Raw genomic sequence first — 24,929 nt, 5'->3', positions numbered from 1 at the left:
AAAGCCCGGCGAGCATTCGTGCTCCAGCGGGTAAACCAGTCAGACAATTACGATTCACTGCACGTTTCAGGAACCATCGCTCATGACTCAGACTTTAGGTCAGCTTGAAAACCGCGGCGCCTTTATTGAACGTCACATCGGTCCGGATGCTCAGCAACAGCAGGAGATGCTGAATACCGTTGGCGCCGATTCGCTTAACGCCCTGATTGGCCAGATTGTGCCGCAGGATATTCAGCTGGCGACGCCGCCGCAGGTCGGCGATGCGACGACGGAATTCGCCGCCCTCGCGGAACTGAAGGCGATCGCCGGGCGTAACAAGCGCTTTAAGTCTTACATCGGCATGGGCTACACCGCCGTGCAGCTGCCGCCGGTTATTCAGCGCAATATGCTGGAAAACCCGGGCTGGTATACCGCGTATACCCCTTATCAACCGGAAGTATCGCAGGGTCGCCTCGAATCGCTGCTCAACTTCCAGCAGGTTACGCTCGATCTGACCGGACTGGATATCGCCTCTGCCTCGCTGCTGGATGAAGCAACCGCCGGCGCGGAAGCGATGGCGATGGCGAAGCGCGTCAGCAAGCTCAAGAACGCGAACCGCTTCTTTGTGGCCGCCGACGTGCACCCGCAAACCCTGGACGTGGTCCGCACCCGCGCGGAAACCTTCGGCTTTGACGTCATCGTCGATGATGCGGACAAAGCGCTCGATCATCAGGACGTTTTCGGCGTGCTGCTGCAGCAGGTCGGTACGACCGGCGAAGTGCACGATTACTCAGGCCTGATTGCCGAGCTTAAAGCGCGCAAGGTCGTGGTGAGCGTGGCGGCCGACTTTATGACCCTGGTGCTGCTGACCGCGCCGGGCAAGCAGGGCGCCGATATCGTCTTCGGTTCCGCCCAGCGTTTCGGCGTGCCGATGGGCTACGGCGGCCCGCACGCGGCCTTCTTCGCGGCAAAAGATGAATTCAAACGCTCCATGCCCGGCCGTATTATCGGCGTATCGAAAGATGCTGCCGGCAACACCGCGCTGCGCATGGCGATGCAGACCCGCGAGCAGCATATCCGCCGCGAGAAAGCGAACTCCAATATTTGTACTTCCCAGGTGCTGCTGGCCAATATCGCCAGCCTGTACGCGGTCTTCCACGGACCCGCTGGCCTGAAGCGCATCGCCAGCCGCATCCATCGCCTGACGGATATTCTCGCCGACGGCCTGCAGAAGAAAGGGCTCAAGCTGCGCCACGCGCACTACTTTGACACCCTCTGCGTCGACGTTGCCGATAAAGCGGCGGTGCTGGCGCGCGCCGAGGCGCTGGAAATTAACCTGCGCAGCGACATTCACAACGCGGTCGGTATCACCCTCGATGAAGCGACCACCCGCGAAGACGTGCTGAACCTGTTCCGCGCGATCCTGGGCGAGGCGCACGGGCTGGATATCGATACCCTGGACAAAGACGTGGCGCTCGATAGCCGTTCGATCCCGGCCAGCATGCTGCGCGACGATGCGATCCTGACCCACCCGGTATTCAATCGCTACCACAGCGAAACCGAGATGATGCGCTACATGCACTCGCTGGAGCGTAAAGATCTGGCGCTGAATCAGGCGATGATCCCGCTGGGATCCTGCACCATGAAGCTCAACGCCGCGGCGGAAATGATCCCGATCACCTGGCCTGAGTTTGCCGAGCTGCACCCGTTCTGCCCGGCAGAGCAGGCGGAAGGTTATCATCAGATGATCGCCCAGCTCTCCGACTGGCTGGTGAAGCTGACCGGCTACGACGCCGTGTGCATGCAGCCGAACTCCGGCGCCCAGGGGGAATACGCGGGCCTGCTGGCTATCCGTCATTACCACGAGAGCCGCAATGAAGGCCATCGCGATATCTGCCTGATCCCAAGCTCGGCACATGGTACCAACCCGGCATCCGCGCAGATGGCAGGGATGCAGGTGGTGGTCGTGGCCTGCGATAAAAACGGCAACATCGATCTCGCCGATCTGCGCCTTAAGGCAGAGCAGGCGGGGGAAAACCTCTCCTGCATCATGGTGACCTACCCGTCGACGCACGGCGTGTATGAAGAGACCATCCGCGAAGTGTGCGAGATTGTGCATCAGTTCGGCGGCCAGGTTTACCTCGACGGCGCGAACATGAATGCGCAGGTGGGGATCACCTCTCCGGGCTTTATCGGCGCGGACGTGTCGCACCTTAACCTGCATAAAACCTTCTGCATTCCGCACGGCGGCGGCGGCCCTGGCATGGGCCCAATCGGCGTGAAGGCGCACCTGGCCCCGTTCGTTCCGGGCCACAGCGTGGTGCAAATCGAAGGCATGCTGACCCGTCAGGGCGCGGTTTCCGCGGCACCGTTCGGCAGCGCCTCTATTTTACCTATCAGCTGGATGTATATCCGCATGATGGGCGCGGAAGGGCTGAAGCAGGCCAGCCAGGTGGCTATCCTCAACGCCAACTACATTGCGACGCGCCTGAAAGAGGCTTTCCCGGTGCTCTATACCGGCCGCGACGGCCGCGTGGCGCACGAATGCATTCTGGATATTCGTCCGCTGAAGGAAGAGACCGGCATCAGCGAGCTGGACATTGCCAAGCGTCTGATCGACTTTGGTTTCCACGCGCCGACGATGTCCTTCCCGGTTGCCGGTACGCTGATGGTTGAGCCGACCGAATCGGAAAGCAAGGTTGAGCTGGACCGCTTTATCGAGGCGATGCTGGCGATCCGCGGCGAAATCGATCGCGTGAAAGCGGGCGAGTGGCCGCTGGCGGATAACCCGCTGGTGAACGCGCCGCACACCCAGGGCGAGCTGGTTGCTGAGTGGAGCCATCCGTACACCCGCGAGCTGGCGGTGTTCCCGGCAGGCCTGGCGAATAAATACTGGCCGACGGTGAAGCGTCTGGACGATGTTTACGGCGACCGTAACCTGTTCTGCTCCTGCGTACCGATGAGCGAATATCAGTAATTAGCTGATTAGACTATCTTTTAAAGGCGCTGCGGCGCCTTTATTTTTTGGGAGAATGCGATGGCGGTGGCATTGATTAGCGGCGCGAGCCGCGGAATTGGCAGGGCGACGGCGCTGCTGCTGGCGCAGGAAGGCTATACCGTGGCGGTGAATTACCATCACAACGTGAGCGCGGCGACGGAAGTGGTGAATGACATTATTGCCCGGGGCGGCAAGGCTATCGCGCTGCGCGCGGATATCAGCGACGAAGCGCAGGTGATGGCGATGTTTGCCGGCATCGACCGCCTTGGCGAACCCCTGAGCGCGCTGGTCAATAATGCCGGCATTCTGTTTACCCAGAGCGCTGTCGAAGAGCTGAGCGCCGAGCGGATTAACCGGGTGCTGAGCACCAACGTCACCGGCTATTTCCTCTGCTGTCGCGAGGCGGTAAAGCGGATGTCTCACAAGCACGGCGGGAAAGGCGGGGCGATTGTGAACGTCTCTTCCGCTGCATCGCGCCTGGGTGCGCCGTTCGAGTATGTCGATTATGCAGCTTCCAAAGGAGCGGTTGATACGCTGACGACGGGGCTGGCGCTTGAGGTAGCGGCGCAGGGGATTCGCGTCAACTGCGTGCGTCCGGGCCTGATTTATACCGAAATGCATGCGTCTGGCGGAGAGCCAGGACGAGTCGATCGCGTGAAGTCGATGCTGCCGATGCAGCGCGGCGGGCAGCCGGAAGAGGTCGCCCAGGCGATCGCCTGGCTGTTGAGCGACAAAGCCTCCTACGTCACCGGCAGCTTCCTCGAGCTGGCCGGAGGAAAATAGCCTCCGGCCGGTGCGAAACCCCGGGCGTCGTCCTGCCCGGGTTCACGGAGCTATGACGCCAGCCACAGCCGCAGGCGCATCCCCCAGCCGCTGGTCCAGCCGGTGGTCACGGATTTCACCTCGCCGCGGGAAATCACCACCAGGGTGGGCGTCACCTGCACGTCCCACTGGCCTGAAAGCCGCCCGTCGGGATCGTTAACCGTCGGCAGCGCTATTTTTTTGCGCGCCAGCCACTTCTCCAGCGCCAGGTCATCGCCGGAGCGCAGCGCTACCGTCATCACGTTGCCGCCATCGGCAGCCAGCGCGGCGACGGACGGCGTGGTGTAGCGACAGATGCCGCACCACGTGGCCCAGACGTAGAGCAGCAGCGGGCGCTCCTCGCTCATAGCGCGCAGATCGACCGTCCGGCCGTCAACCGTCTGCAGCGGCGTGCTGGTAAAACTCTGCGGCAGCGCGGGTCGGCGCAGATAATCCATCCCGCCGATAGTCGCCGCCGCGAGCAGCAGCAGAATCATCAGTTCGCGCAGCCAGCGGCGCAGTTTACTGCTCATGGGATTGCGCCAGCTGCTCTTTCACCAGCCCCTCCAGGTCGGCATACGAAATGGCCCCCGCCACCATCTGGTCGCCAACGATGGTTGCCGGGGTCCCCTGAACGTTCAGCACCTGGGACAAAATCAGGTTCATCTTCAACGACTCCATCGTCTTATCATCCATCTGTACGCCATCGGTAGCGGTCTTCTGCCGGGCGGCGAGAATGCTGGCATCATCGTGATACCCCTTTTTCGCCATCAGCCGCTGGTGCAGCGCCCAGAATTTGTCCGGCTGCTGACGCCAGGTTGAAAGCGCGGCTTTGGCGGCGTTGACCGAGCTTTGTCCCTTAAACGGCAGCAGCTTGACGATCAGCAGGACGTCGGAATTATCGTGGACGATTTTTTCCAGCAGCGGATCGAACTGCTTGCAGTAGGGGCAGTTGTAGTCGGTAAACGACACGATGGTCAAACGCGGCTCTTTGGCCCCGATGCGCGGGCTATTGGGATCGTTAAACAGCAGGTTTGCCAGCTGAGCGTCGGAGGATGATTCAGCCTGCGGCGCCGGAGCGGCGGAGGCGAAAGCTGAAATACACAGCAACAGGAGGGCGGTAATCGTTCTCATCATTATTGTCCTTTGGCGGCGGAGAGCGCGGCGAGCAGTGCTTCACGATTTAACAGCGCGGGGAGTATCTGGCCCTGGGCTAAATCCGGTCCGTAAATTTGGTTGAAGGGGACTGCGGCGCTGCCGCGAGCGTTCAGAAAGCGGCTGATGGTTTCCGACGGCCGGCTCCAGTCGCCGCGCAGCGCCACCACGTCGGGCGCGGAGAGCGCGTCCTGCACATCATCCCGCAGCAGCACGTTGTATTTATTCGCTTTGCAGGTCACGCACCAGTCGGCGGTTACGTCGATAAAGACCCGCTTATGGTCAGCAAGGGCGGCGGTAATGGCCTGCTCGCTGAGCGGCTGCCACTTCACCCGATCACGCCGGGGCCCTTGACCGTCCTGCGGAAAAACGAAGGCGACCGCCGCCGCGACGGCCACGGCCAGCACGCCGGCACGCAGCGCCGTACGCCAGCGGTAGCGCCAGGCCGTCGCCATCAGCAGTACGACCGCTAAAATCACCGTCAGCGCGAGCACCGGCGTGCGGCCTGTGTGCACCGTCAGCAGGCTCATCAGCCACAGCGACGAGCCGAGCATCATCAGCCCGAGCGCGACCCGCACGGCGTTCATCCAGCGGCCGGGACGCGGCAGGCGCAGGGCCAGCCCGGGCCAGGCGGCAACCAGCAGCCACGGCAGGCTCATGCCTAATCCCATGGTGAAGAAGATGCCCCACAGCAGAGGCAGCGGCGCGACCAGCGCCACCGAAACCGCGGTGCCGAGAAAAGGCGCGGTGCACGGGGTTGCCAGCAGCGTGGCCAGCGCGCCCTGGGAGAAATGCCCCATCAGGCCGTTGCCGCCGCGGGTGGCGAGGAAGGTGCTGGCGCGAGAGGAGAGGCGGATCTCAAGCAGCCCCAGCAGGCTGGCGCTGAACAGGACCATCACCAGCGCCATGACGCCGATAAACCACGGATTCTGGAACTGGATCCCCCAGCCTAAGGCCTGATTACCGAGGCGCAGCAGCGTCATCATCAGCGCCAGGGCGAGGAAAGAGGTGACGATGCCGCTAACCGACGCGAGGAACTGCCGCCGTACCGCGCCGCGCTGGTGAACGTCGGTTTGCACCAGCGAGCCGAGCTTCATCGCCAGCACCGGCAGAACGCAGGGCATGACGTTGAGGATCAGCCCGCCGGCCAGCGCCATCAGCAGCGCCCACCACCACGACGTAGCGGGAGCCGGGGAGGCTGCGCCGATGACGAGCGCGCTCTCCTGCGCCTGGCCGCCGTCGGCCAGCACCAGAGAGAGGCGCCTATTGCGCAGGTCCGGCGCCGCCTCGCCCCAGCCGTCGGTCACCGGCAGCGTGGCGGTGAGGGTGTCGCCCTTGATGGTAAAGGTGGGTTTAGCGAAATCGACGTCATCCATGCTATCGATAAACAGGGAGGGCTGCTGCCAGCCGGCTTCACGAACGGCGGTCACCGTGAGCCTGCCGCTGCTGTAGCCGGCGGAGAGGTGCGTCGTCAGCCCGTCGGGCAGCGGCAGCGAGCCCATCGCGCGGGCGTAATCGTAGCCAAAGTCGCTCCCCGCAGGGGCGGCCATATCCAGCGAAAAGGGATAGTCGGTCAGAATGCAGACGTTGCTGCAGGTGGAGAGCGTCAGCACGCCGCTCAGCGTCGCGGGGATCTGGCCGCGGATCGCCATCGGGAAGCTGACGCTGCCGTGATAGCCCTGGGTCGAAATACCGGCGACCTCAAAACGCTGCGGCACCGGCCAGCGCCAGCTCACCTCCAGCGGCTGATGCCAGGCGATGGCGGGCGCGATCCCGCCTTCACCCGGCGAGCGCCAGTAGGTTTTCCAGCCCTTTTCCAGAGCCACGTCCAGCAGCAGGCGGGTGGCGCCGCTGCCCTCGTTTTGCGCGCGCAGCCTGACGCTGGCGTGCTGATTATCGGCGGCGCGCAGCCAGCCGCTGTCGGCGGCCTGGCTTGCGGGCAGCCATAGCCAAAGCAGGCAGACCAGCAGTCGCCTGAATACCATAAGCATAAATTTTCTCCGTAAATGATTGATTAACCTGAACTGTCAGGGAAATTCTCATTCACGGAAGACGCATAGCCGCAGATGCACCCGTAGCCGGGGCGGGGAGATAACGCGGGGAGGCCACAGCCGCTCGATGCGCGGCGGCACCGCCGCCAGCACCGTCAACAGGAGGGCGAAAGCGAACAGAGCCCCTTCAAACAGCACCGGCGGTGAGGCCAGCAGCGACTTTGCGCTCAGCTCGCAGGGGGTGACCGGCGCTTCGGCGCTGTCCGAACCCTGCTGGGCGGACTGCGTGACGGCGGCGGCGTTCATGACCAGCGCGTGCAGCCCCGCCATACGCTGCGCGGTGCATACCAGCACCACCAGACAGGCAAGGACTACAAGAAGAATGGCTTTTCGCTGTCGCTTAATCATGATCGCCTCAAATATTCACGTGGCCTATCTTAGCGGGCGAACGCGTTTTGGCAATGTGAAAGCTGTAAAGAAGTGTCCGGGCGGGGGATTCTTCCTCTCCCCGACGAGGGGAGAGGAGAGGGCAGCAGGGTGAGAAATCAGAGGTTTTCGCCGTTGCTGGCAATCACTTCTTTATACCAGTCGAAGCTCTTTTTACGCGAACGGGACATATCGCCGGTGCCGTCATCGTGCTTATTGACGTAGATAAAGCCGTAGCGCTTGCTGTACTGGCCGGTGGTGAAGGAGACGCAATCGATGCAGCCCCACGGGGTGTAGCCCATCAGCTCGACGCCATCGTAAGTGACCGCTTTGATCATCTCTTCAACGTGGGCGCGCAGGTAGTCGATGCGATAGTCGTCATTGATGCTGCCGTCTTCTTCGACTTTGTCATAGGCGCCAAAGCCGTTTTCTACGATGAACAGCGGTTTCTGATAGCGTTCGTACAGCTCGCACAACGCGTAGCGCAGGCCCACCGGGTCAATCTGCCAGCCCCAGTCGGAAGCCTTAACGTGCGGGTTCGGTACACTGCCTTCAAAGCCGGAAATGGCATCGCCGCTGCCGCCTTCGGCCTTCACGGCGTTGGTCATGTAGTAGCTGAAGCCGAGGTAGTCGCAGGTGCCTTCACGCAGGATCTGCTCGTCACCCTCTTCCATCCTGATGCTAAAGCCGCGTCGCTCCCACTCGTTCAGCACGTAGGTCGGGTAGTAGCCGCGCAGCTGCACGTCGGTGAAGACGTAGCGTTCACGCATCGACTCCTGAGCGAACATCACGTCTTCTGGCTTGCAGGAGAACGGGTAGAGGGCGACCATCGCCAGCATGCAGCCAACCTGCATCTCGGGGTTGATGCTGCGCGCCGCCTTCACCGCCAGCGCGCTGGCCACGAACTGATGGTGCAGCACCTGGTACATGGTCTCTTCCGGGTTTTCATGCTCGGTATAGACCACGCCGGAGCAGCAGTAGCCGAACAGCGGCGCACGCCAGTTACGCTGGTTGTTGATCTCGTTAAAGGTCATCCAGTACTTCACTTTGTGCTTATAGCGCTCGAAGACCACTTCGGCAAAGCGCACGAAGAAATCGACAACTTTACGGTTAGTCCAGCCGCCGTACTGCTGCACGAGGTGCAGAGGCATTTCAAAGTGGGAGAGGGTGATAACCGGTTCGATGTTGTATTTCAGCAGCTCATCGAACATGTCGTCGTAGAACTTCAGCCCCTCTTCGTTCGGCTGAGCTTCGTCGCCGAGCGGGAAGATGCGGGTCCAGGCGATGGAGGTGCGGAAACATTTGAAGCCCATCTCGGCGAACAGCTTGATGTCTTCTTTGTAGCGGCCGTGGAAATCAATGGCTTCGTGGTTCGGGTAATATTTACCCGGCTCTACCTGGTGGGTAATCTCGCGCGGTACGCCGTGGGCGCCGCCGGTCAGCACGTCGCAAATGCTCGGGCCTTTGCCGCCTTTATTCCAGCCGCCTTCCACCTGGTGCGCCGCGACCGCGCCGCCCCATAAAAAATCTTTCGCTAAAGGTATTTTTTTCATGGTTGCTAATCTCGTCTGATGTTTCGTTGTTTTCGAGTCTAGCAAAGGGCATATAAATGTCACGATATAACAATTTCCCGCAGCTGGAATATGTTACATCGAAAAAACAGGGTGTTATTTTCAGGCTATTTTACGGGCTAATTTACGCCCGAGGCTTTCAAGAATATAAATTACCGGGATTTGCGTCGTAATATCGTAGACGCCGCCGATGCGCGTTTGCGGTATGTGCCAGGAGAGGTTGAAATCAGCCAGCTTCGCCAGCCGCGAGTGTTCGTGGCTGGTTATCGACATCACCTTGCAGCGATGGAGGCTGAACTGGCCGGCAAAGCGCAGGATCTCTTCGGTTTCACCGGAAACGGAGAGGACGATCGCCAGCGCGTTGCGGGCCATATCGTTCGTCACCGGGAAATAGGGATCGTCGATATGATTACTGAATTTCCCGACGTTGGAGAAGAACCGTGCGCCATATTTCGCCAGCGCGCCGGAGGTTCCGGCACCGACGAAAATAATACGCTCCGAGGCGAGGATAATATCCACCGCGCGCTCGAGTAAGTCATCAAATTCATCGTTATTGACGCTTTTAAAAAAGCTCATTATTTCGCTGGCGCCGATATTTGCCTGTTGAGGCTGGTTCTGCTCGAGATATAATTTAAAGCGTACGCGAAACTCTGAGTATCCCTCACACTGCAGCTTGCGGCAGAAGCGCAGCACGGTGGTGGTGGAAACGCCGGCGGCTTCCGACAGCTCGCGGATGGTCATATACATCACTTTGTCACGATTCTTAATGACGTAGTGGTAGACCATCATCTCAAGATTATTGAGACTGGCAATAGCGGCGTGGGAGAACATACTCACGGTAATAACTCACAATTCAGAATGACCAGGACGGAATGATATCATGCAGCCGAATGACATAACCTTTTTTCAGCGCTTCCAGGACGATATCCTCAGCGGCCGCAAAACGATCACCATCCGCAACGCCGCGGAGTCGCATTTTAAGGCCGGCGACGTGCTGCGCGTCGGGCGCTATGAAGATGACGGCTATTTTTGCACGATTAGCGTGGTCGCGACCTCGACGGTAACCCTCGCCACGCTGAGCGAACGGCACGCGCAGCAGGAAAATATGACCCTTGCGCAGCTGCGGCAGGTCATCACGGAGATCTACCCGGACGAAGAGCAGTTTTATGTCATTGAATTCAAACTGCTTTGAAAAATAGTGAACGACTGTTAGGTGAAATTTAAATGTAACATTATGATTTTAAAATGCTTACAAATATTCATCGTTTTATTTTAGCTAACAGGTGTTCACTGGAATCATTCTCAGTTACTCTAGGTGGGCGTTGAAAGATTTCACGTTTTTGGAGTCAAATATGGTTCGCAAACCATTAATCACCCAGGGATATTCTCTGGCAGAGGAAATTGCCAACAGCATCAGTCACGGGATCGGGCTGGTGTTCGGTATCGTCGGCCTGGTGCTGCTGCTGGTGCAGGCGGTGAACGCTAACGCCGACGCCATGGCGATTACCAGCTACAGCCTCTACGGCGGCAGCATGATCCTGCTGTTCCTCGCCTCTACGCTCTATCACGCCGTTCCGCATCAGCGGGCTAAGCTATGGCTGAAAAAATTCGACCACTGCGCCATCTATCTGCTGATTGCGGGTACCTATACCCCTTTTCTGCTGGTGGGGCTCAACTCGCCGCTTGCGCGCGGCCTGATGATCGTTATCTGGAGCCTGGCGCTGCTGGGGATCCTATTTAAGCTGACCATCGCGCACCGCTTTAAAGTTCTGTCGCTGGTGACCTATCTGACGATGGGCTGGCTGTCGCTCATCGTGGTCTATCAGCTGGCGATTAAGCTGGCGGCTGGCGGGGTAACGCTGCTGGCGATCGGGGGGATTGTCTATTCGCTGGGGGTTATCTTCTACGTCTGCAAGCGGATACCGTACAACCACGCTATCTGGCACGGCTTCGTGCTCGGCGGCAGCGTTTGTCACTTCCTGGCGATCTATCTATACGTTGGGCAGGTTTAAATAACCGGCGCGCGACGATGGCCTGTCGCGCGGGTTAGCTGGCGTGGATAGCAGCGTCAGCGCCGTCTAAGGGCAGAGCGCTGCGCCATTATCCGCACGCGGAGAGCTACTCTTCTTCCAGCGAGTACGGCAGCGGGGCGATGCTTAACGTGCCGGCATCATCGCGAACGCGGAACACGCTGTCCGCCTCCATGTCGTTATTCATCACCACCTGCACCAGCAGGTGACCATCATCTAGCTGTACGGCGGCCAGCACGGTGCCGGTACGGCGCCAGTTCTCACCCATCTGCAGCTCAAGATCTTCCCCGGCCTGCGGAACGCGGCTGGCTTTCCCGGTCAGAGACCACAGCGCCCGCTTGTTGGCTCCGCGGAATTTTGCCCGTGCGACCATCTCCTGCCCGGTATAGCAGCCTTTTTTAAAGCTGATGCCGCCCAGCGCCTGCAGGTTGGTGGCCTGCGGCAGAAACTGCGCGCTGTTGGCGCTATCGATGACCGGCAAACCCGCTTCAATATTCAGCGCCAGCCACTGCTGGCTATTATTCAGCTGGGCATCGCTGCGCAGGGCTTCGGTCACCCGGGCGGCGGTTTCAGCGTCGGTCACCAGCAGGAAGCGCTCTGCCGGATGTTCAAACCACAGCAGGCTAGTCGCGCCGTCGGTCACTACCTGCTTGTCGGCATTTGGCAGCTCGCTGAACAGCGGTGCCAGCGCGGCGCGGGCCTGGAAGCCGGCGACGCCCAGCAGGACGAGTTCATCGTTCGCGGCGATGGTCACCTTAGAGAACACCGCGTATTTTTTCAGTTCGGTCAGCTGCGCGTCGCGCAGGCTGCGGCGCTCAATCCACGCGAAGCCGCCGTCGCGGCGAAACACGCGCAGGTTGCTCCACATTTTGCCCTTGGCGTCACAGTGCGCGGCCAGCAGGTGGCGATCGTCAGCCAGCGCGCTGACGTCAGCGGTGATCTGTCCCTGCAGATATTTCTCCGCATCCTGACCGATGATTGTCGCCAGCGCCCAGTCGTCGAGGGTCATCAGCGTTAACGGCAGCCGCGCGGAAGAGGAGGGCTGACGTGGAGGAAAAGGTGTAAAAGCCATAGTCATGTCCTGAATAGCTTAACGCAGAGTGAATGACTAATGGTAAAAGAGCTATGGTGCAATGCAAGCGCTTTCGGCAGGCCATTTGTGCCCTAAGGGCGCAGACCGGCGAACGCAGGAAATGGATAAAACCATAATAAATTTATGGTTTTTTGTGGAATGCTGCTCGCGCTTCTCGATAATGCTGTAAAGTAAGTGCTAAAAACGGGTTAAACTAACCTATAGCCTAAATAATTCGAGCTGCAGGAAGGCGGCAAGTGAGCGAGTCCCCAGGAGCTTACTCGGGTAAGTGACTGGGGGGAACGAACGCGGCTAACGCACATGCAACTTGAAGTATGACGGGTATATCCCTTTACGCTGGAAGGATAACATGGACATTACTAACAAAGCCCGCATCCACTGGGCATGCCGCCGGGGTATGCGTGAACTCGACATCTCCATCATGCCGTTTTTCGAGTATGAGTACGATACGCTCAGCGATGAAGACAAGCAGTTGTTCATCCGGTTGTTAGAAAACGACGACCCGGATCTGTTCAACTGGTTGATGAACCACGGCGAACCCTCCGACGCGCAGCTGCAGCGGATGGTAAAATTAATCCAGACTCGGAATCGGGAACGTGGTCCTGTGGCAATCTGATTTACGCATTTCCTGGCGTTCGCAGTGGTTCTCGCTGTTGCTCCACGGCGTCGTGGCGGCCATCGTCCTGCTGATGCCCTGGCCGCTCAGCTACACCCCGTTATGGCTACTGCTGCTCTCTCTGGTGGTGTTTGACTGCGTACGCAGCCAGCGGCGGATCCACGCCTGCCAGGGAGAAATAAAGCTGCTGACCGATTCCCGACTGCGCTGGCAAAAAGCGGAGTGGGAAATCGTCGGCATGCCGTGGGTCATTAACAGCGGGATGCTGCTGCGTCTGCGCCATACGCAAACGCGTCGCAGCCAGCACCTGTGGGTGGCGGCTGATAGCATGGATGCGAAGGAGTGGCGCGATTTGCGTCGGCTGGTGCTGAACAAACCGGCGCAGGACTAAGAGCCTGGAGCGTCAGGCTCTAGCCCAAGCTTAGGCGAACTGTTCGGCCATCTCCCCAAGGATTTGCTCGCACCAGCTCTGGATACGATCGTCGCTTAGGTCATACTGGTTTGTTTCATCGAGCGCGAGGCCAACGAACAGTTGGCCATCGGCGACGATCGGCTTCCGGCTGGTGAACTCATAGCCTTCGGTCGGCCAGTAGCCGATAAACTTCACGCCCCGGGTTGCCAGCCTGTCGTGCAGCATGCCCAGCGCGTCGAGGAACCACTCGCCGTAGCCCAGCTGATCGCCCATGCCGTACAGCGCCACTATCTTATCCTGCAGATCCAGCGTCTCGAGCTGCGGCCAGATAGCCTCCCAGTCTTCCTGAATCTCGCCGAAATCCCAGGTCGGGATGCCGAGGATCAGCACGTCGTAGCCGGTCATCAGCTCAGGGGAGTCATCTTTCAGATTGTGCAAGGTCACTAATTCAGGACCGATAATATCGCGGATTTTCTCCGCAGCCATTTCGGTGTAGCAGGTGCTGGAACCGTAAAAAAGGCCTATGTTCATGGCGTAAACATCTCAATTCATGCTGTGACTTTGCGGCTAGTCTACCAGAAAGGTGATGATACCCGTCATACTTCAGGCAGCCCGTTGCCGCCGTTTTTGTCCAGTCGTGCGGCTTATTTGGGTATACTGGGGACGATTTAACGAGCAAAGAGGCCGATGTGGAACAGGATCTGGCACAAATCGAGCAGTTTCTTGATGCCCTGTGGCTGGAGCGCAACCTGGCGGAAAATACGCTGAGCGCCTACCGCAGGGACCTGACGATGGTCGTGGAGTGGCTGCACCACCGCGGGCTGGCGCTCGGCAGCGTCAGCGGGGAGGATCTCCAGTCCCTGCTGGCCGAAAGGCAAACCGGCGGCTACAAGGCCACCAGCACCGCGCGGCTGCTGAGTGCGGTGCGCCGCTTTTTCCAGCATCTGTATCGGGAAAAAATCCGCACCGACGATCCCAGCGCGCTGCTGGCGTCGCCAAAGCTGCCGCAGCGCCTGCCGAAAGATCTCAGCGAAGCGCAGGTGGACCGCCTGCTGCAGGCGCCGCTGGTGGAGCAGCCCCTGGAGCTGCGCGACAAGGCGATGCTGGAGGTTCTGTATGCCACCGGCCTGCGCGTATCGGAGCTGGTGGGCCTGACGATGAGCGATATCAGCCTGCGTCAGGGCGTGCTGCGCGTGGTGGGTAAAGGCAACAAAGAGCGGCTGGTACCGCTTGGCGAAGAGGCGGTGCTGTGGGTTGAGAACTACCTTGAGTACGGCCGCCCCTGGCTGCTGAACGGCGTCGCCTCCGACGTGCTCTTTCCCAGCCAGCGCGCGCAGCAAATGACCCGGCAGACGTTCTGGCATCGCATTAAGCACTACGCGGTGCTGGCGGGGATCGATAGCGCGAAGCTCTCCCCGCACGTTTTACGCCACGCGTTTGCGACGCATCTACTAAATCATGGCGCCGATCTGCGCGTGGTGCAGATGCTGTTAGGACACAGCGATCTCTCGACGACGCAGATCTACACCCACGTGGCGACCGAGCGTCTGCGACAACTTCATCAACAGCACCACCCGCGGGCGTGAGTGCTGAATAAAAAGGATTGAGTATGAAAAAAGGTTTACTGATGTTCACCCTGCTGGCGGCAACGCTCTCCGGCGCGGCGCACGCCGACAGCGCGACGATTAAGCAGTCGCTGGCCAAGCTGGGCGTGCAGAGCACCGACATTCAGCCTTCGCCGGTTAGCGGTATGAGCACCGTACTGACCGACGGCGGCGTGCTGTACGTGACCGACGACGGTAAGCACGTTATTCAGGGGCCGATGTACGACGTCAGCGGCGCCCAGCCGGTTAACGTCACTAACTCGCTGCTGGTGGGTAAGCTCAACGCGCTGGAAAAAGAGATGATCGTCTACAAGGCGCCGCAGGAAAAGCACGTCATCACCGTCTTTACCGACATCACCTGCGGCTACTGCCACAAGCTGCATGAAGAGATGAGCGACTACAACGCGCTGGGCATCACCGTGCGCTATCTGGCCTTCCCGCGCCAGGGGCTGCAGAGCCAGACCGAGCAGGATATGCAGGCCATCTGGTGCGCCAAAGATCGCAACAAAGCCCTGGATGATGCGATGGGCGGCAAAGGCGTACAGCCGGCCAGCTGCAACGTTGATATCAGCAAGCACTACACGCTCGGCGTGCAGTTCGGCGTCAACGGCACGCCGGCAATGGTATTGAGCAACGGCTACGTGCTGCCGGGCTATCAGGGACCGAAAGAGCTGAAAGCCTTCCTCGATGAGCATCAAAAACAAACCAGCGGTAAATAATTCGCGTGAAACAACAGACACAACTGCGCCGCCGTGAGGCGGTTGATGGCGCGGAGCTTCCCGCCGACCTTTCGCCGCTGCTGCAGCGGCTCTACGCGAGCCGCGGCGTACGCAGCGCGCAGGAACTGGAGCGCGGCGTTAAGGGCATGCTGCCGTGGGCGCAGCTCAACGGCATCGATAGAGCCGTGGAGATGCTCTACGACGCCTTCCAGCAGGATTTGCATATTGTAATCGTCGGCGATTTTGACGCCGATGGCGCCACCAGCACCGCCCTGAGCGTGCTGGCGCTGCGCGCGCTGGGCTACGGCAACGTCTCCTATCTGGTACCGAACCGTTTTGAAGATGGCTACGGTCTGAGCCCGGAAGTGGTCGATCAGGCCCACGCCCGCGGCGCGCAGATGATCATGACCGTCGATAACGGCATCTCTTCGCATAGCGGCGTCGATCGCGCGCACGATCTGGGGATCCCGGTGGTCGTCACCGATCACCACCTGCCGGGCGATACGCTGCCGGCGGCGGAGGCTATCGTCAACCCGAACCTGCGCGACTGCGGCTTCCCGTCAAAATCGCTGGCCGGAGTCGGGGTGGCGTTTTACCTGATGCTGGCGCTGCGCACCTTCCTGCGCGATAAAAACTGGTTCGAAACGCGGGGAATTGCCGCGCCTAACCTCGCGGAGCTGCTGGACCTGGTGGCGCTAGGAACGGTGGCCGACGTGGTGCCGCTGGATGCCAATAACCGCATACTCACCTGGCAGGGGCTGAGCCGCATTCGGGCGGGCAAGTGCCGCCCGGGAATTAAGGCGTTGCTGGAGATTGCCAACCGCGACCCGCAGAAGCTGGCGGCCAGCGATCTCGGCTTTGCCCTTGGCCCGCGGCTGAACGCGGCGGGAAGGCTGGACGATATGTCGGTCGGCGTGGCGCTGCTGCTGTGCGATAACGCCGGCGAGGCGCGGGTGCTGGCCAACGAGCTGGATGCCCTGAACCAGACGCGCAAAGAGATAGAGCAGGGGATGCAGGCGGAAGCGCTCACCCTGTGCCAGCAGCTTGAACGCAGCAGCGAAGCGCTGCCGGGCGGGCTGGCGATGTATCACCCGCAGTGGCATCAGGGCGTGGTCGGCATTCTGGCCTCGCGAATCAAAGAGCGTTTTCACCGTCCGGTTATCGCCTTCGCGCCGACGGGCGACGGGCTGTTAAAAGGTTCCGGCCGCTCTATTCAGGGGCTGCACATGCGCGATGCGCTGGAGCGTCTCGACACGCTCAACCCGGGGCTGATCCTCAAGTTTGGCGGCCACGCGATGGCGGCAGGACTGTCGCTGGAAGAGGCCCGCTTCGAGGAGTTCCAGCAGCGCTTCGGCGAGCTGGTGACCGAGTGGCTGGATCCCGCGCTGCTGCAGGGGGAAGTGGTTTCCGATGGTCCGCTGGACGCCGGGGAGATGAGCATGGAGGTGGCGCAGATGCTGCGCGACGCCGGGCCGTGGGGGCAGATGTTCCCTGAGCCGCTATTCGACGGCCGCTTCCGCCTGCTGCAGCAGCGTTTGGTGGGCGAGCGGCACCTCAAGGTGATGGTCGAGCCGGTTGGCGGCGGCCCGCTGCTGGACGGGATTGCCTTTAACGTCGATACCTCGATGTGGCCGGACAACGGCGTGCGCGAAGTGACCCTCGCCTATAAGCTCGATATCAACGAGTTTCGCGGCAACCGCAGCCTGCAGCTTATCATCGACCATCTTTGGCCGGTGTGACGAAAAAACCGGCAACAAAGAGGCCGCCTGAGGGCTGAAGTGGCTATAAAAGAGTGCGGGGATCCGGTACAATTCCGCTCTTATCACCGCATTTTGACCAATCCATTAAAAGAAAATCGATCATGTTTGAAATAAATCCGGTAAAAAACCGTATTCAGGACCTCACGGAGCGCTCCGACGTTCTCAGGGGGTATCTTTGACTATGATGCCAAGAAAGAGCGTCTGGAAGAAGTAAACGCCGAGCTGGAACAGCCGGACGTGTGGAACGAGCCCGAGCGCGCACAGGCGCTGGGCAAAGAGCGTTCTTCACTGGAAGCCATCGTTGACACCCTCGATCAGATGTCCCAGGGTCTGGAAGACGTTTCCGGCCTGCTGGAGCTGGCCGTTGAAGCCGAAGACGAAGAGACCTTCAACGAAGCCGTCGCCGAGCTGGATGTGCTCGACGAGAAGCTGGCTCAGCTTGAATTCCGCCGCATGTTCTCCGGCGAGTACGACAGCGCCGATTGCTACCTCGATATTCAGGCCGGCTCCGGCGGCACCGAAGCGCAGGACTGGGCCAGCATGCTGACGCGCATGTATCTGCGCTGGGCCGAAGCGCGCGGCTTTAAGACCGAAATTATCGAAGAGTCTGAAGGTGAAGTGGCGGGCATCAAGTCCGTGACCATCAAGATTATCGGCGATTACGCCTACGGCTGGCTGCGTACCGAAACCGGCGTCCACCGCCTGGTGCGTAAGAGCCCGTTCGACTCCGGCGGCCGTCGTCATACCTCCTTCAGCTCCGCGTTCGTTTACCCGGAAGTCGATGACGATATCGACATCGAGATCAACCCGGCGGACCTGCGTATTGACGTTTACCGTGCCTCCGGCGCGGGCGGTCAGCACGTTAACCGTACCGAATCCGCGGTGCGTATTACCCACATTCCAAGCGGGTTAGTGACGCAGTGCCAGAACGACCGTTCGCAGCACAAAAACAAAGACCAGGCCATGAAGCAGATGAAAGCCAAGCTTTATGAACTGGAGATGCAGAAGAAAAATGCCGAGAAGCAGGCGATGGAAGATACCAAATCAGACATCGGCTGGGGCAGCCAGATCCGTTCTTACGTGCTGGATGATTCCCGCATTAAAGATCTGCGCACCGGGGTGGAAACCCGCAACACTCAGGCGGTGCTTGATGGCAGCCTGGATCAATTTATCGAAGCAAGTCTGAAAGCAGGGTTATGAGGAACCAACATGTCTGAACAACAAGCACAGGGCGCTGACGCGGCAATTGACCTTAATAATGAACTGAAAAGCCGTCGTGAAAAGCTGGCTGCGCTGCGCGAGCAGGGTATCCCGTTCCCGAACGATTTCCGTCGTGACCATACCTCTGACCAACTGCACGCTGACTTCGATGCAAAAGAAAACGAAGAGCTGGAAGCGCTGAACGTTGAAGTCTCCGTGGCTGGCCGCATGATGACCCGTCGTATCATGGGTAAAGCCTCATTCGTCACCCTGCAGGACGTCGGCGGCCGCATTCAGCTGTACGTTGCGCGTGACGATCTGCCGGAAGGCGTCTACAACGAGCAGTTCAAGAAGTGGGACCTCGGCGATATCCTCGCGGCGCGCGGCAAGCTGTTCAAAACCAAAACCGGCGAGCTCTCTATTCACTGCACCGAGCTGCGTCTGCTGACCAAAGCCCTGCGCCCGCTGCCGGACAAGTTCCACGGCCTGCAGGATCAGGAAGCGCGCTATCGCCAGCGCTACCTGGATCTGATCTCCAACGACGAATCCCGCAACACCTTTAAAGTGCGCTCGCAGATCCTGGCCGGCATTCGCCAGTTCATGGTCGGCCGCGGCTTTATGGAAGTTGAAACCCCGATGATGCAGGTGATCCCTGGCGGCGCCTCCGCCCGTCCGTTCATCACCCATCACAACGCGCTGGATCTGGACATGTACCTGCGTATCGCGCCGGAGCTGTACCTCAAGCGTCTGGTTGTCGGCGGCTTCGAGCGCGTGTTCGAGATCAACCGTAACTTCCGTAACGAAGGCATCTCCGTCCGCCACAACCCAGAGTTCACCATGATGGAACTCTATATGGCGTATGCGGACTATAAGGACCTGATCGAGCTGACCGAATCCCTGTTCCGCACCCTGGCGCAGGATATTCTCGGCAACACCGCGGTGCCTTATGGCGATCAGACCTTTGACTTCGGCAAGCCGTTTGAAAAGCTGACCATGCGTGAGGCTATCAAGAAATACCGTCCGGAAACCGAGATGGCGGATCTCGATAACTTCGACTCTGCGAAAGCGATTGCTGCCGCCGTCGGCGTCAAGGTTGAGAAGAGCTGGGGTCTGGGCCGCGTTGTGACCGAGATCTTTGAAGAAGTGGCGGAAGCGCACCTGATTCAGCCGACCTTCATCACCGAGTACCCGGCTGAGGTTTCTCCGCTGGCGCGTCGTAACGACGACAACCCGGAAATCACCGACCGCTTTGAGTTCTTCATCGGCGGACGTGAAATCGGTAACGGCTTCAGCGAGCTGAACGATGCTGAAGATCAGGCGCAGCGCTTCCTCGACCAAGTGAACGCTAAGGCCGCCGGTGACGATGAAGCGATGTTCTACGACGAAGACTACGTGACCGCACTGGAGCACGGCCTGCCGCCGACCGCTGGCCTGGGCATTGGTATCGACCGTATGGTGATGCTGTTTACCAACAGCCACACCATCCGCGACGTGATCCTGTTCCCGGCGATGCGCCCGGTTAAATAAGACCGACCGCGACCACCGCGAACGATAAAGCCCCGGCCTGCGTGCCGGGGTTTTTTTATGGCTGCCGCCGCGATCCTCTGCGATGGCCGCATGAGGAGGCGCTGGCGTACGGCAGGGCGGCCGTCATCAGCGCAGTGACGCGGCGTATTTCTGCAGCGCCGCGCCCGCATCCGTGGCCTCCAGCACCATCCACGGGCTGAAGGCCCACGGCGTTATTGCCAGCGCGTTGAGCAGGTCCCTCAACTGGCACCATTGATAATCCATGACCTCATCGCTATTCGGCCGCAGCGGGCCGGTGACGCGCGCGGCGTATACCGGGCAGACTTCGTTCTCGACGATGCCGTTGGGGGCCACGGCCCGGTAGCGGAACCGCGGGGCGATCGGCGCGATAGCGGTGATTTCAGCGCCGAGCTCAAAGCGGCTGCGCCGCGTGACGGCCTGCTCGAAGGTTTCGCCCTCCTGAGGGTGTCCGCAGACCGAATTAGTCCATACTCCCGGCCAGGCTTTCTTCTCCAGCGAACGCCGGGTGACCAGCAGCTGGCCCCGTTCGTCAAACAGCCAGCAGGAAAACGCGAGGTGCAGTGGGGTATCGAAGGTGTGGGCGGCATACTTTTCCAGCATGCCGGCAGGCTTATCCTGCTCGTCCAGCAAAATGACGTGTTCCCCGGTCATAACGACTCCTGAAAATAATAAATGACCCGGTACAAACCCGCCGGGCCATGTACTCAGGCCGTTAGGGTAGACCATTCGCGGAGGAAAGGCATTACCAAAACAAGCCCAGGAGCCAGGAGGGCAGCGGCAGGGCGCGATATTGGCGGCTTTCAGCGGGGCGTTTAATCCTTAAGGATAAGAGGCGTATCGATTGGGGATCCGGCTATGGGCTGGTATGATATTCGTCCATTCTGACGAGGTGAGAGTTTGTGTTGAGTGCAGGACGCCTGATGAGAAAACGCTTTTATATCACGATGATGTTGGTTAGCAGCCTGGTGATTGCCGGATGCTCCAGTTCATCTGATTCTGGTTCCGCCTATACCGTTAAGCGCGGTGATACGCTGTACCGTATTTCCCGCACCACCGGCACCAGCGTTAAAGATTTGGCCCGGCTGAATAATCTTTCGCCGCCCTATACCATCGAAGTGGGACAGCGCCTGAAGCTGAACAGCGCCTCGGGGACGAGCGGCGGCAAGAGCGCGAAGAAAAGCAGCGCGACCCGCACCGCCGCGGCTAAGCCGCCGGCCGCCCTGCCGCCGGTGTCGTGGCCGCCGGTGGGGCAGCGCTGCTGGCGCTGGCCGACCAGCGGTAAGGTCATCCTGCCTTATTCCTCAAACGATGGCGGCAATAAGGGGATTGATATCGCCGGTACGCGCGGCCAGCCGGTGTATGCGGCCGGAGCGGGGAAGGTGGTGTACGTCGGCAACCAGCTGCGCGGCTACGGTAATCTGATCATGATTAAGCACAGCGATGACTACATCAGCGCCTACGCGCATAACGATAAAATGATGGTCAACAACGGCCAGAGCGTGAAGATAGGCCAGCAGATCGCCACGATGGGCAGCACCGATGCCGACTCCGTGCGCCTGCACTTCCAGATACGCTACCGGGCCACGGCCATCGATCCGCAGCGCTATTTGCCGCCGCAGGGCGGTAAGCCTAAGTGCTAACGGGTTATTTTATCAGCAGTTAGCATGGTTCAGTCTTGTCAGACGGTGCGTAAGGTCTATAATGACCCTCGCACCTCTTTGCGGGCGTAGTTCAATGGTAGAACGAGAGCTTCCCAAGCTCTATACGAGGGTTCGATTCCCTTCGCCCGCTCCAGTACTCTCCTCTTGTGACAAAACCTAGATAAAACTCATTTTTCTTTCAACAAGTTACATTAAATAAGTTGTCGCGATCGTTCTACCAATGAACGACGAAGTACCAACGGGGATTATACTGTTAGTTGTCACGGATAGTTACTATGGAAATGAGAATATAACTATCCGGCGGCGGCAGTTCAAACCTCACACCGCGATAGCAGGACGTGAAGGCAAAGCCTGATCCGGGAATTGATTCTCATCACCTTACAGTGAAGCGCATTTTTGCCGATGTTCCCACATGCCACACGTCAAGATGATGTTACAGGGAATAAACAGGTTTATGGTGGCTTTGGTACTTGCACACCACATGCAAGCTCTCCCAGCAGTTCGGCCCCGCTCCTTCGGGTAGATGATCATCCTGATAAATTTCACTGTCTGACATACCCTGATGTAGTCGCCTAACGGCTCCGCGCGTTGTCTTACCACCAACGGACATTAGGTTTGCTATGCCTAAAAATCAGAAATTTCCCGGAAGAAATCTTTCTCCTCTCTGATTGCGTAGGAGTACGATAAGTAAGCAAACCAATAGGAACTATAAGGTTACTGATGGATACAGTAGAAGAGCTAAACGGAACGTACTTCTATGCGGGAAAATCGAATCTTACCGCCTCTGAACTGTTTTTTATGGTGTTTATTTTCAACACTGCTGATCAGTTCGGGATCAAAGATATTGCCGCCGCTTACGGCCTCTATGCCGGTATAAATGACCAGGCAACACGCACAAAACCGGGTACGGCTATCAAAGGTACATCCAAATTATCCAAAGCGATCCGTAAGACTTTCGCAAAGAGGTTCTTCCCGTGGGGGATAAAACTTCCTACGTGGATAGGTGGTTACACGCCTTGGACTGTAGAGCTTAGGATGGTGAGAAGTATAACAACGTGGGTAGGGCGAACTATTCCCTTAGTTGGCGAGGTTGTATTGTTGGCTGACGTGTCACAGATAGCTTACAACTCAGTTAAGGAATACAACACCATAGCGAGAGGCAACGATAAGTTATGGTAGATAACATTGAACAGCGTGTAATTGCTTTAATCACCAGACACAGCAGTTATTACCCGTTTAGGAAACAGAAGTATGACACATTCACGGCAGAATCAAGCATTCACTTTGATGTGCGATTAGATCAGGACGAAGTAGAAGAATTGAATGAAGATTTTGCAAAAGAGTTTGGCGTAGATATGTCTAATTTCCATCTTGAAGCCTACTACCCCGAAGTTAAGCATTCCTGGAATCCATTCAAGAAGCCTGATCCTGTAGATGTTCCTGATTTCACGATAGACATGTTTATTCAATCGGCTAAAGCCGGGAAATGGTTGTACGACTAATTGCAAGGAGCTTAATAAATGGCTGTACCTGTTCACCTAATTTTAAAAGATGATGGCGGAGCGGTAATCCGTGGCGGTTCCGATGTTCAGTATCGTGAAGGGGTGTCGAACTTCGCGGTCTAAGACGCCTGGAATGAACGCCCAACGGCATAAAGAAAGAGTGCGTTGCGCTCCTCCTCGTATAACCCTGTAAATAATTCTGTGTAACTGCCACCGTATTAAAGACGATCGCTCAGGCGGCCACCGAACTCGATAATAAAACGGCGCATTGCCAACCTCCTGTTCTGGATCGACATACTCCATTTTTTGACGCATCCCGGCGCCATCATTGATGATTCTGCTCAGTGAGGGCATGCGTCTGCGGCAGCTAAGGCCGCACCTTGGGACGGGTTTCTTTTGCGGTTTTGTTATTTTGCGCAAGATCGGTCAGGCAAATCAAATCGCCTTTGCGCATATTAAGAGGCACGGAGGAAGCCATGTGCGATAACAAAACCGATAGTTACGCCAGACGTTTTAAACGGGTCTTTGATTATATTGACCGCCATCTCGACGACGCGCTGTTACTGGAAAAACTCAGCGAAGTGGCTCACTTCTCGCCATTTCATTTCCATCGTCAGTTTTGCAGCTATTGTGGGATGCCCCCTGGTCGTTACATCCAGATGATGCGCTTAAAACGCGCCTCTTATCGGCTGGCTTTTAATCCGTTAGAGAAAATCACCGATATCGCGTTCGACGCCGGTTTTCAGCACTCTGAATCATTTAGTCGCGCTTTCAGACAAATGTTCGGTCTATCACCGACGCAATTTCGCCAGCAGCCTCCTTGGGTCGATTGGCATAAGCGCATATCCGAACCCTATAAAGCCAGGAGACAAACGATGCAAGGCCAGGTCAAGATCGTCAATTTTCCCGCGACATCAGTCGCCATGCTGACTCATTATGGGCAGCCGGAGCTCATAAACGAAACTGCGGCCCGCTTTATTGAATGGCGAAAAACCACGGGCTATTCGCCCGTTGCCAGCAGCCAGACGTACGGTCTTGCTCCGGACGATCCGGCTACAACGCCGTCGGATGAATTTGCGTTCCATATTTGCGGAACGGTAACCTCACCGATTGCCGAAGACAATCGCTTCGGGGTGGTTAATAGCGACATCCCCGCGGGCCGATGCGCGGTGCTGCGCCATCAGGGATCGCACGATGCGTTAACCGGGCTGGCGCAGGCCCTGTATCGCGACTGGCTGCCCGGCAGCGGAGAAGAGCTGCGCGATTTCCCGCTCTTCTTTCACTACCACAACTTTGTGCATGAGGTGGCGGAACATGAATTGCTCACGGATATCTATTTGCCGCTGAAATAAGCCGATCCTACTTACCGTCGCCGCAGGAGTGAGACTTTCCCGAGCAGCTCTCCCATCTTGCTTTTGACCGGGAGAGCTTCTTATCGGTTGCCTTCCTCTTATCCCCGATTAAAGCGCGTTTTCGCCGCTTCCGTTACCGGAGTATAAAGTGAGATCAACGTGCCTTCAGGATCGCGAAACTGTGCCGTCCTGTTTCCCCAGGGTAAATCTTTCGGGGGATGAACCACTTCGACGTGCTCTTTTAAGCGATTAAATTCGGCATCGACATCTTCTACCCTGAACTCCAAAATTATCGAGCGATTCAATGCGGGCTGGGCGCTGCCCTCTTTAAACAGCGCCACCGTCTCAACGCTACCTATGGCTATAACGGCTACCGGCGTGACGATTTCGGCAAAAACCGGGGCTAACCAGTCGGCCTTGCTGCGGGTAACTAATTCATAAAATTGCACAACGTCTTTGATGTTTTGCGCAATCAGGCGGACAGAGACAAATTTCATAGTGATGCTCCATT

General features: G+C 58.4%; 25 protein-coding genes and 1 tRNA gene. 16 read left to right on the top strand and 10 right to left on the bottom strand.

Features of this window, described 5'->3' with window-relative positions; genetic code table 11:
* Positions 1 to 82: 82 nt before the first annotated feature.
* Positions 83 to 2,956: an aminomethyl-transferring glycine dehydrogenase gene (gene gcvP, locus EDF75_RS19350; RefSeq protein WP_133600559.1), complete on the top strand. Its 2,874-nt coding sequence runs from the start codon at positions 83 to 85 to the stop codon at positions 2,954 to 2,956.
* Positions 2,957 to 3,016: 60 nt separating this feature from the next.
* Positions 3,017 to 3,760 carry an SDR family oxidoreductase gene (locus EDF75_RS19345; protein ID WP_133600558.1) on the top strand — a complete coding sequence of 248 codons (744 nt, stop codon included), beginning with the start codon at positions 3,017 to 3,019 and terminating at the stop codon, positions 3,758 to 3,760.
* 50 nt (positions 3,761 to 3,810) lie between these two features.
* On the opposite strand, the gene EDF75_RS19340 is transcribed toward EDF75_RS19345, so the two are convergent.
* The 6 genes from EDF75_RS19340 to EDF75_RS19315 form a co-directional block, all read right to left on the bottom strand.
* Entirely contained in the window at positions 3,811 to 4,311 is a 501-nt protein-coding gene (locus tag EDF75_RS19340; RefSeq protein WP_133600557.1) for a protein disulfide oxidoreductase, read from the bottom strand.
* Entirely contained in the window at positions 4,301 to 4,912 is a 612-nt protein-coding gene (locus EDF75_RS19335; RefSeq protein WP_133600589.1) for a DsbA family protein, read from the bottom strand. The genes EDF75_RS19340 and EDF75_RS19335 overlap by 11 nt, the downstream gene beginning before the upstream one ends.
* A 2-nt stretch (positions 4,913 to 4,914) precedes the next feature.
* On the bottom strand, positions 4,915 to 6,924 hold the full coding sequence (locus tag EDF75_RS19330) for a cytochrome c biogenesis protein CcdA (protein ID WP_133600556.1): 2,010 nt from the start codon (positions 6,922 to 6,924) through the stop codon (positions 4,915 to 4,917).
* Between the two features lie 48 nt (positions 6,925 to 6,972).
* Positions 6,973 to 7,332 (bottom strand): copper resistance protein, encoded by a 360-nt coding sequence (locus tag EDF75_RS19325; RefSeq protein ID WP_133600555.1) that lies wholly within the window; start codon positions 7,330 to 7,332, stop codon positions 6,973 to 6,975.
* 137 nt (positions 7,333 to 7,469) lie between these two features.
* The gene (locus EDF75_RS19320; protein WP_133600554.1) at positions 7,470 to 8,903 is read right to left on the bottom strand and encodes a 6-phospho-beta-glucosidase; all 1,434 of its coding nucleotides are present in this window, start codon (positions 8,901 to 8,903) and stop codon (positions 7,470 to 7,472) included.
* 120 nt (positions 8,904 to 9,023) lie between these two features.
* Positions 9,024 to 9,752, bottom strand: a complete 729-nt coding sequence (locus EDF75_RS19315; RefSeq protein WP_045857150.1) for a MurR/RpiR family transcriptional regulator — start codon at positions 9,750 to 9,752, stop codon at positions 9,024 to 9,026.
* A gap of 49 nt (positions 9,753 to 9,801) precedes the next feature.
* Here EDF75_RS19315 and yqfB point away from each other — a divergent pair, with 49 nt between their 5' ends.
* Together yqfB and trhA are read left to right on the top strand one after the other, a co-directional pair.
* Positions 9,802 to 10,113 (top strand): N(4)-acetylcytidine aminohydrolase, encoded by a 312-nt coding sequence (yqfB, locus tag EDF75_RS19310; RefSeq protein ID WP_133600553.1) that lies wholly within the window; start codon positions 9,802 to 9,804, stop codon positions 10,111 to 10,113.
* Between the two features lie 160 nt (positions 10,114 to 10,273).
* Complete coding sequence (gene trhA / locus EDF75_RS19305; protein ID WP_133600552.1) at positions 10,274 to 10,933, top strand: PAQR family membrane homeostasis protein TrhA; 660 nt, start codon at positions 10,274 to 10,276, stop codon at positions 10,931 to 10,933.
* A 106-nt stretch (positions 10,934 to 11,039) separates the two neighbouring features.
* Here trhA and ygfZ read toward each other — a convergent pair whose 3' ends face one another.
* Positions 11,040 to 12,023 carry a tRNA-modifying protein YgfZ gene (gene ygfZ / locus EDF75_RS19300; RefSeq protein WP_133600551.1) on the bottom strand — a complete coding sequence of 328 codons (984 nt, stop codon included), beginning with the start codon at positions 12,021 to 12,023 and terminating at the stop codon, positions 11,040 to 11,042.
* Between the two features lie 370 nt (positions 12,024 to 12,393).
* On the opposite strand from ygfZ, the gene sdhE reads away from it, so the two are divergent.
* On the top strand, positions 12,394 to 12,660 hold the full coding sequence (gene sdhE, locus EDF75_RS19295) for an FAD assembly factor SdhE (RefSeq protein ID WP_045857153.1): 267 nt from the start codon (positions 12,394 to 12,396) through the stop codon (positions 12,658 to 12,660).
* Positions 12,641 to 13,051, top strand: a complete 411-nt coding sequence (locus tag EDF75_RS19290; RefSeq protein ID WP_133600550.1) for a protein YgfX — start codon at positions 12,641 to 12,643, stop codon at positions 13,049 to 13,051. Before sdhE ends, EDF75_RS19290 begins: the two co-directional genes overlap by 20 nt.
* Before the next feature lie 30 nt (positions 13,052 to 13,081).
* Here the strand turns inward: EDF75_RS19290 and fldB are convergent, their stop codons facing one another.
* Positions 13,082 to 13,603, bottom strand: coding sequence for a flavodoxin FldB (gene fldB / locus EDF75_RS19285; protein ID WP_045857157.1), 522 nt, complete (start codon positions 13,601 to 13,603; stop codon positions 13,082 to 13,084).
* Between the two features lie 158 nt (positions 13,604 to 13,761).
* Between fldB and xerD the strand changes: the two genes are divergently transcribed.
* The 5 genes from xerD (at position 13,762) to lysS (ending at position 19,882) form a co-directional block, all read left to right on the top strand.
* Positions 13,762 to 14,658: a site-specific tyrosine recombinase XerD gene (gene xerD / locus EDF75_RS19280; protein WP_133600549.1), complete on the top strand. Its 897-nt coding sequence runs from the start codon at positions 13,762 to 13,764 to the stop codon at positions 14,656 to 14,658.
* 23 nt (positions 14,659 to 14,681) lie between these two features.
* The gene (gene dsbC, locus EDF75_RS19275) at positions 14,682 to 15,395 is read left to right on the top strand and encodes a bifunctional protein-disulfide isomerase/oxidoreductase DsbC (protein WP_045857161.1); all 714 of its coding nucleotides are present in this window, start codon (positions 14,682 to 14,684) and stop codon (positions 15,393 to 15,395) included.
* Between the two features lie 5 nt (positions 15,396 to 15,400).
* Positions 15,401 to 17,134: a single-stranded-DNA-specific exonuclease RecJ gene (gene recJ, locus EDF75_RS19270; protein WP_133600548.1), complete on the top strand. Its 1,734-nt coding sequence runs from the start codon at positions 15,401 to 15,403 to the stop codon at positions 17,132 to 17,134.
* Positions 17,135 to 17,256: 122 nt separating this feature from the next.
* A protein-coding gene (gene prfB / locus EDF75_RS19265; protein ID WP_115191916.1) for a peptide chain release factor 2 occupies positions 17,257 to 18,355 on the top strand; the annotation gives its coding sequence in 2 pieces (ribosomal slippage) (positions 17,257 to 17,331 and positions 17,333 to 18,355; 1,098 coding nt in all).
* 9 nt (positions 18,356 to 18,364) lie between these two features.
* Positions 18,365 to 19,882 (top strand): lysine--tRNA ligase, encoded by a 1,518-nt coding sequence (gene lysS, locus EDF75_RS19260; RefSeq protein ID WP_041147139.1) that lies wholly within the window; start codon positions 18,365 to 18,367, stop codon positions 19,880 to 19,882.
* Positions 19,883 to 20,008: 126 nt separating this feature from the next.
* Here the strand turns inward: lysS and idi are convergent, their stop codons facing one another.
* Positions 20,009 to 20,554: an isopentenyl-diphosphate Delta-isomerase gene (idi, locus tag EDF75_RS19255; RefSeq protein WP_133600547.1), complete on the bottom strand. Its 546-nt coding sequence runs from the start codon at positions 20,552 to 20,554 to the stop codon at positions 20,009 to 20,011.
* Positions 20,555 to 20,823: 269 nt separating this feature from the next.
* Between idi and actS the strand changes: the two genes are divergently transcribed.
* The 5 genes from actS (at position 20,824) to EDF75_RS19230 (ending at position 24,418) form a co-directional block, all read left to right on the top strand.
* The gene (gene actS, locus EDF75_RS19250) at positions 20,824 to 21,543 is read left to right on the top strand and encodes an amidase activator ActS (protein ID WP_133600546.1); all 720 of its coding nucleotides are present in this window, start codon (positions 20,824 to 20,826) and stop codon (positions 21,541 to 21,543) included.
* An 80-nt stretch (positions 21,544 to 21,623) separates the two neighbouring features.
* Positions 21,624 to 21,697 (top strand) — tRNA-Gly (locus EDF75_RS19245).
* A 587-nt stretch (positions 21,698 to 22,284) separates the two neighbouring features.
* Positions 22,285 to 22,743: an STM2901 family protein gene (locus EDF75_RS19240; protein WP_041147136.1), complete on the top strand. Its 459-nt coding sequence runs from the start codon at positions 22,285 to 22,287 to the stop codon at positions 22,741 to 22,743.
* Positions 22,737 to 23,066: a DUF1493 family protein gene (locus EDF75_RS19235; protein ID WP_133600545.1), complete on the top strand. Its 330-nt coding sequence runs from the start codon at positions 22,737 to 22,739 to the stop codon at positions 23,064 to 23,066. Before EDF75_RS19240 ends, EDF75_RS19235 begins: the two co-directional genes overlap by 7 nt.
* Positions 23,067 to 23,542: 476 nt before the next feature.
* Entirely contained in the window at positions 23,543 to 24,418 is an 876-nt protein-coding gene (locus tag EDF75_RS19230) for an AraC family transcriptional regulator (protein WP_133600544.1), read from the top strand.
* 98 nt (positions 24,419 to 24,516) lie between these two features.
* Here the strand turns inward: EDF75_RS19230 and EDF75_RS19225 are convergent, their stop codons facing one another.
* Positions 24,517 to 24,915: a VOC family protein gene (locus EDF75_RS19225; RefSeq protein WP_133600543.1), complete on the bottom strand. Its 399-nt coding sequence runs from the start codon at positions 24,913 to 24,915 to the stop codon at positions 24,517 to 24,519.
* Between the last annotated feature and the right edge of the window lie 14 nt (positions 24,916 to 24,929).

This window comes from Klebsiella sp. BIGb0149 (assembly GCF_004362605.1).
Lineage (GTDB): Bacteria > Pseudomonadota > Gammaproteobacteria > Enterobacterales > Enterobacteriaceae > Klebsiella > Klebsiella terrigena.
Note: the sequence above shows the minus strand (reverse complement) of the source record. Positions and strands in the feature narration are given on the sequence as shown.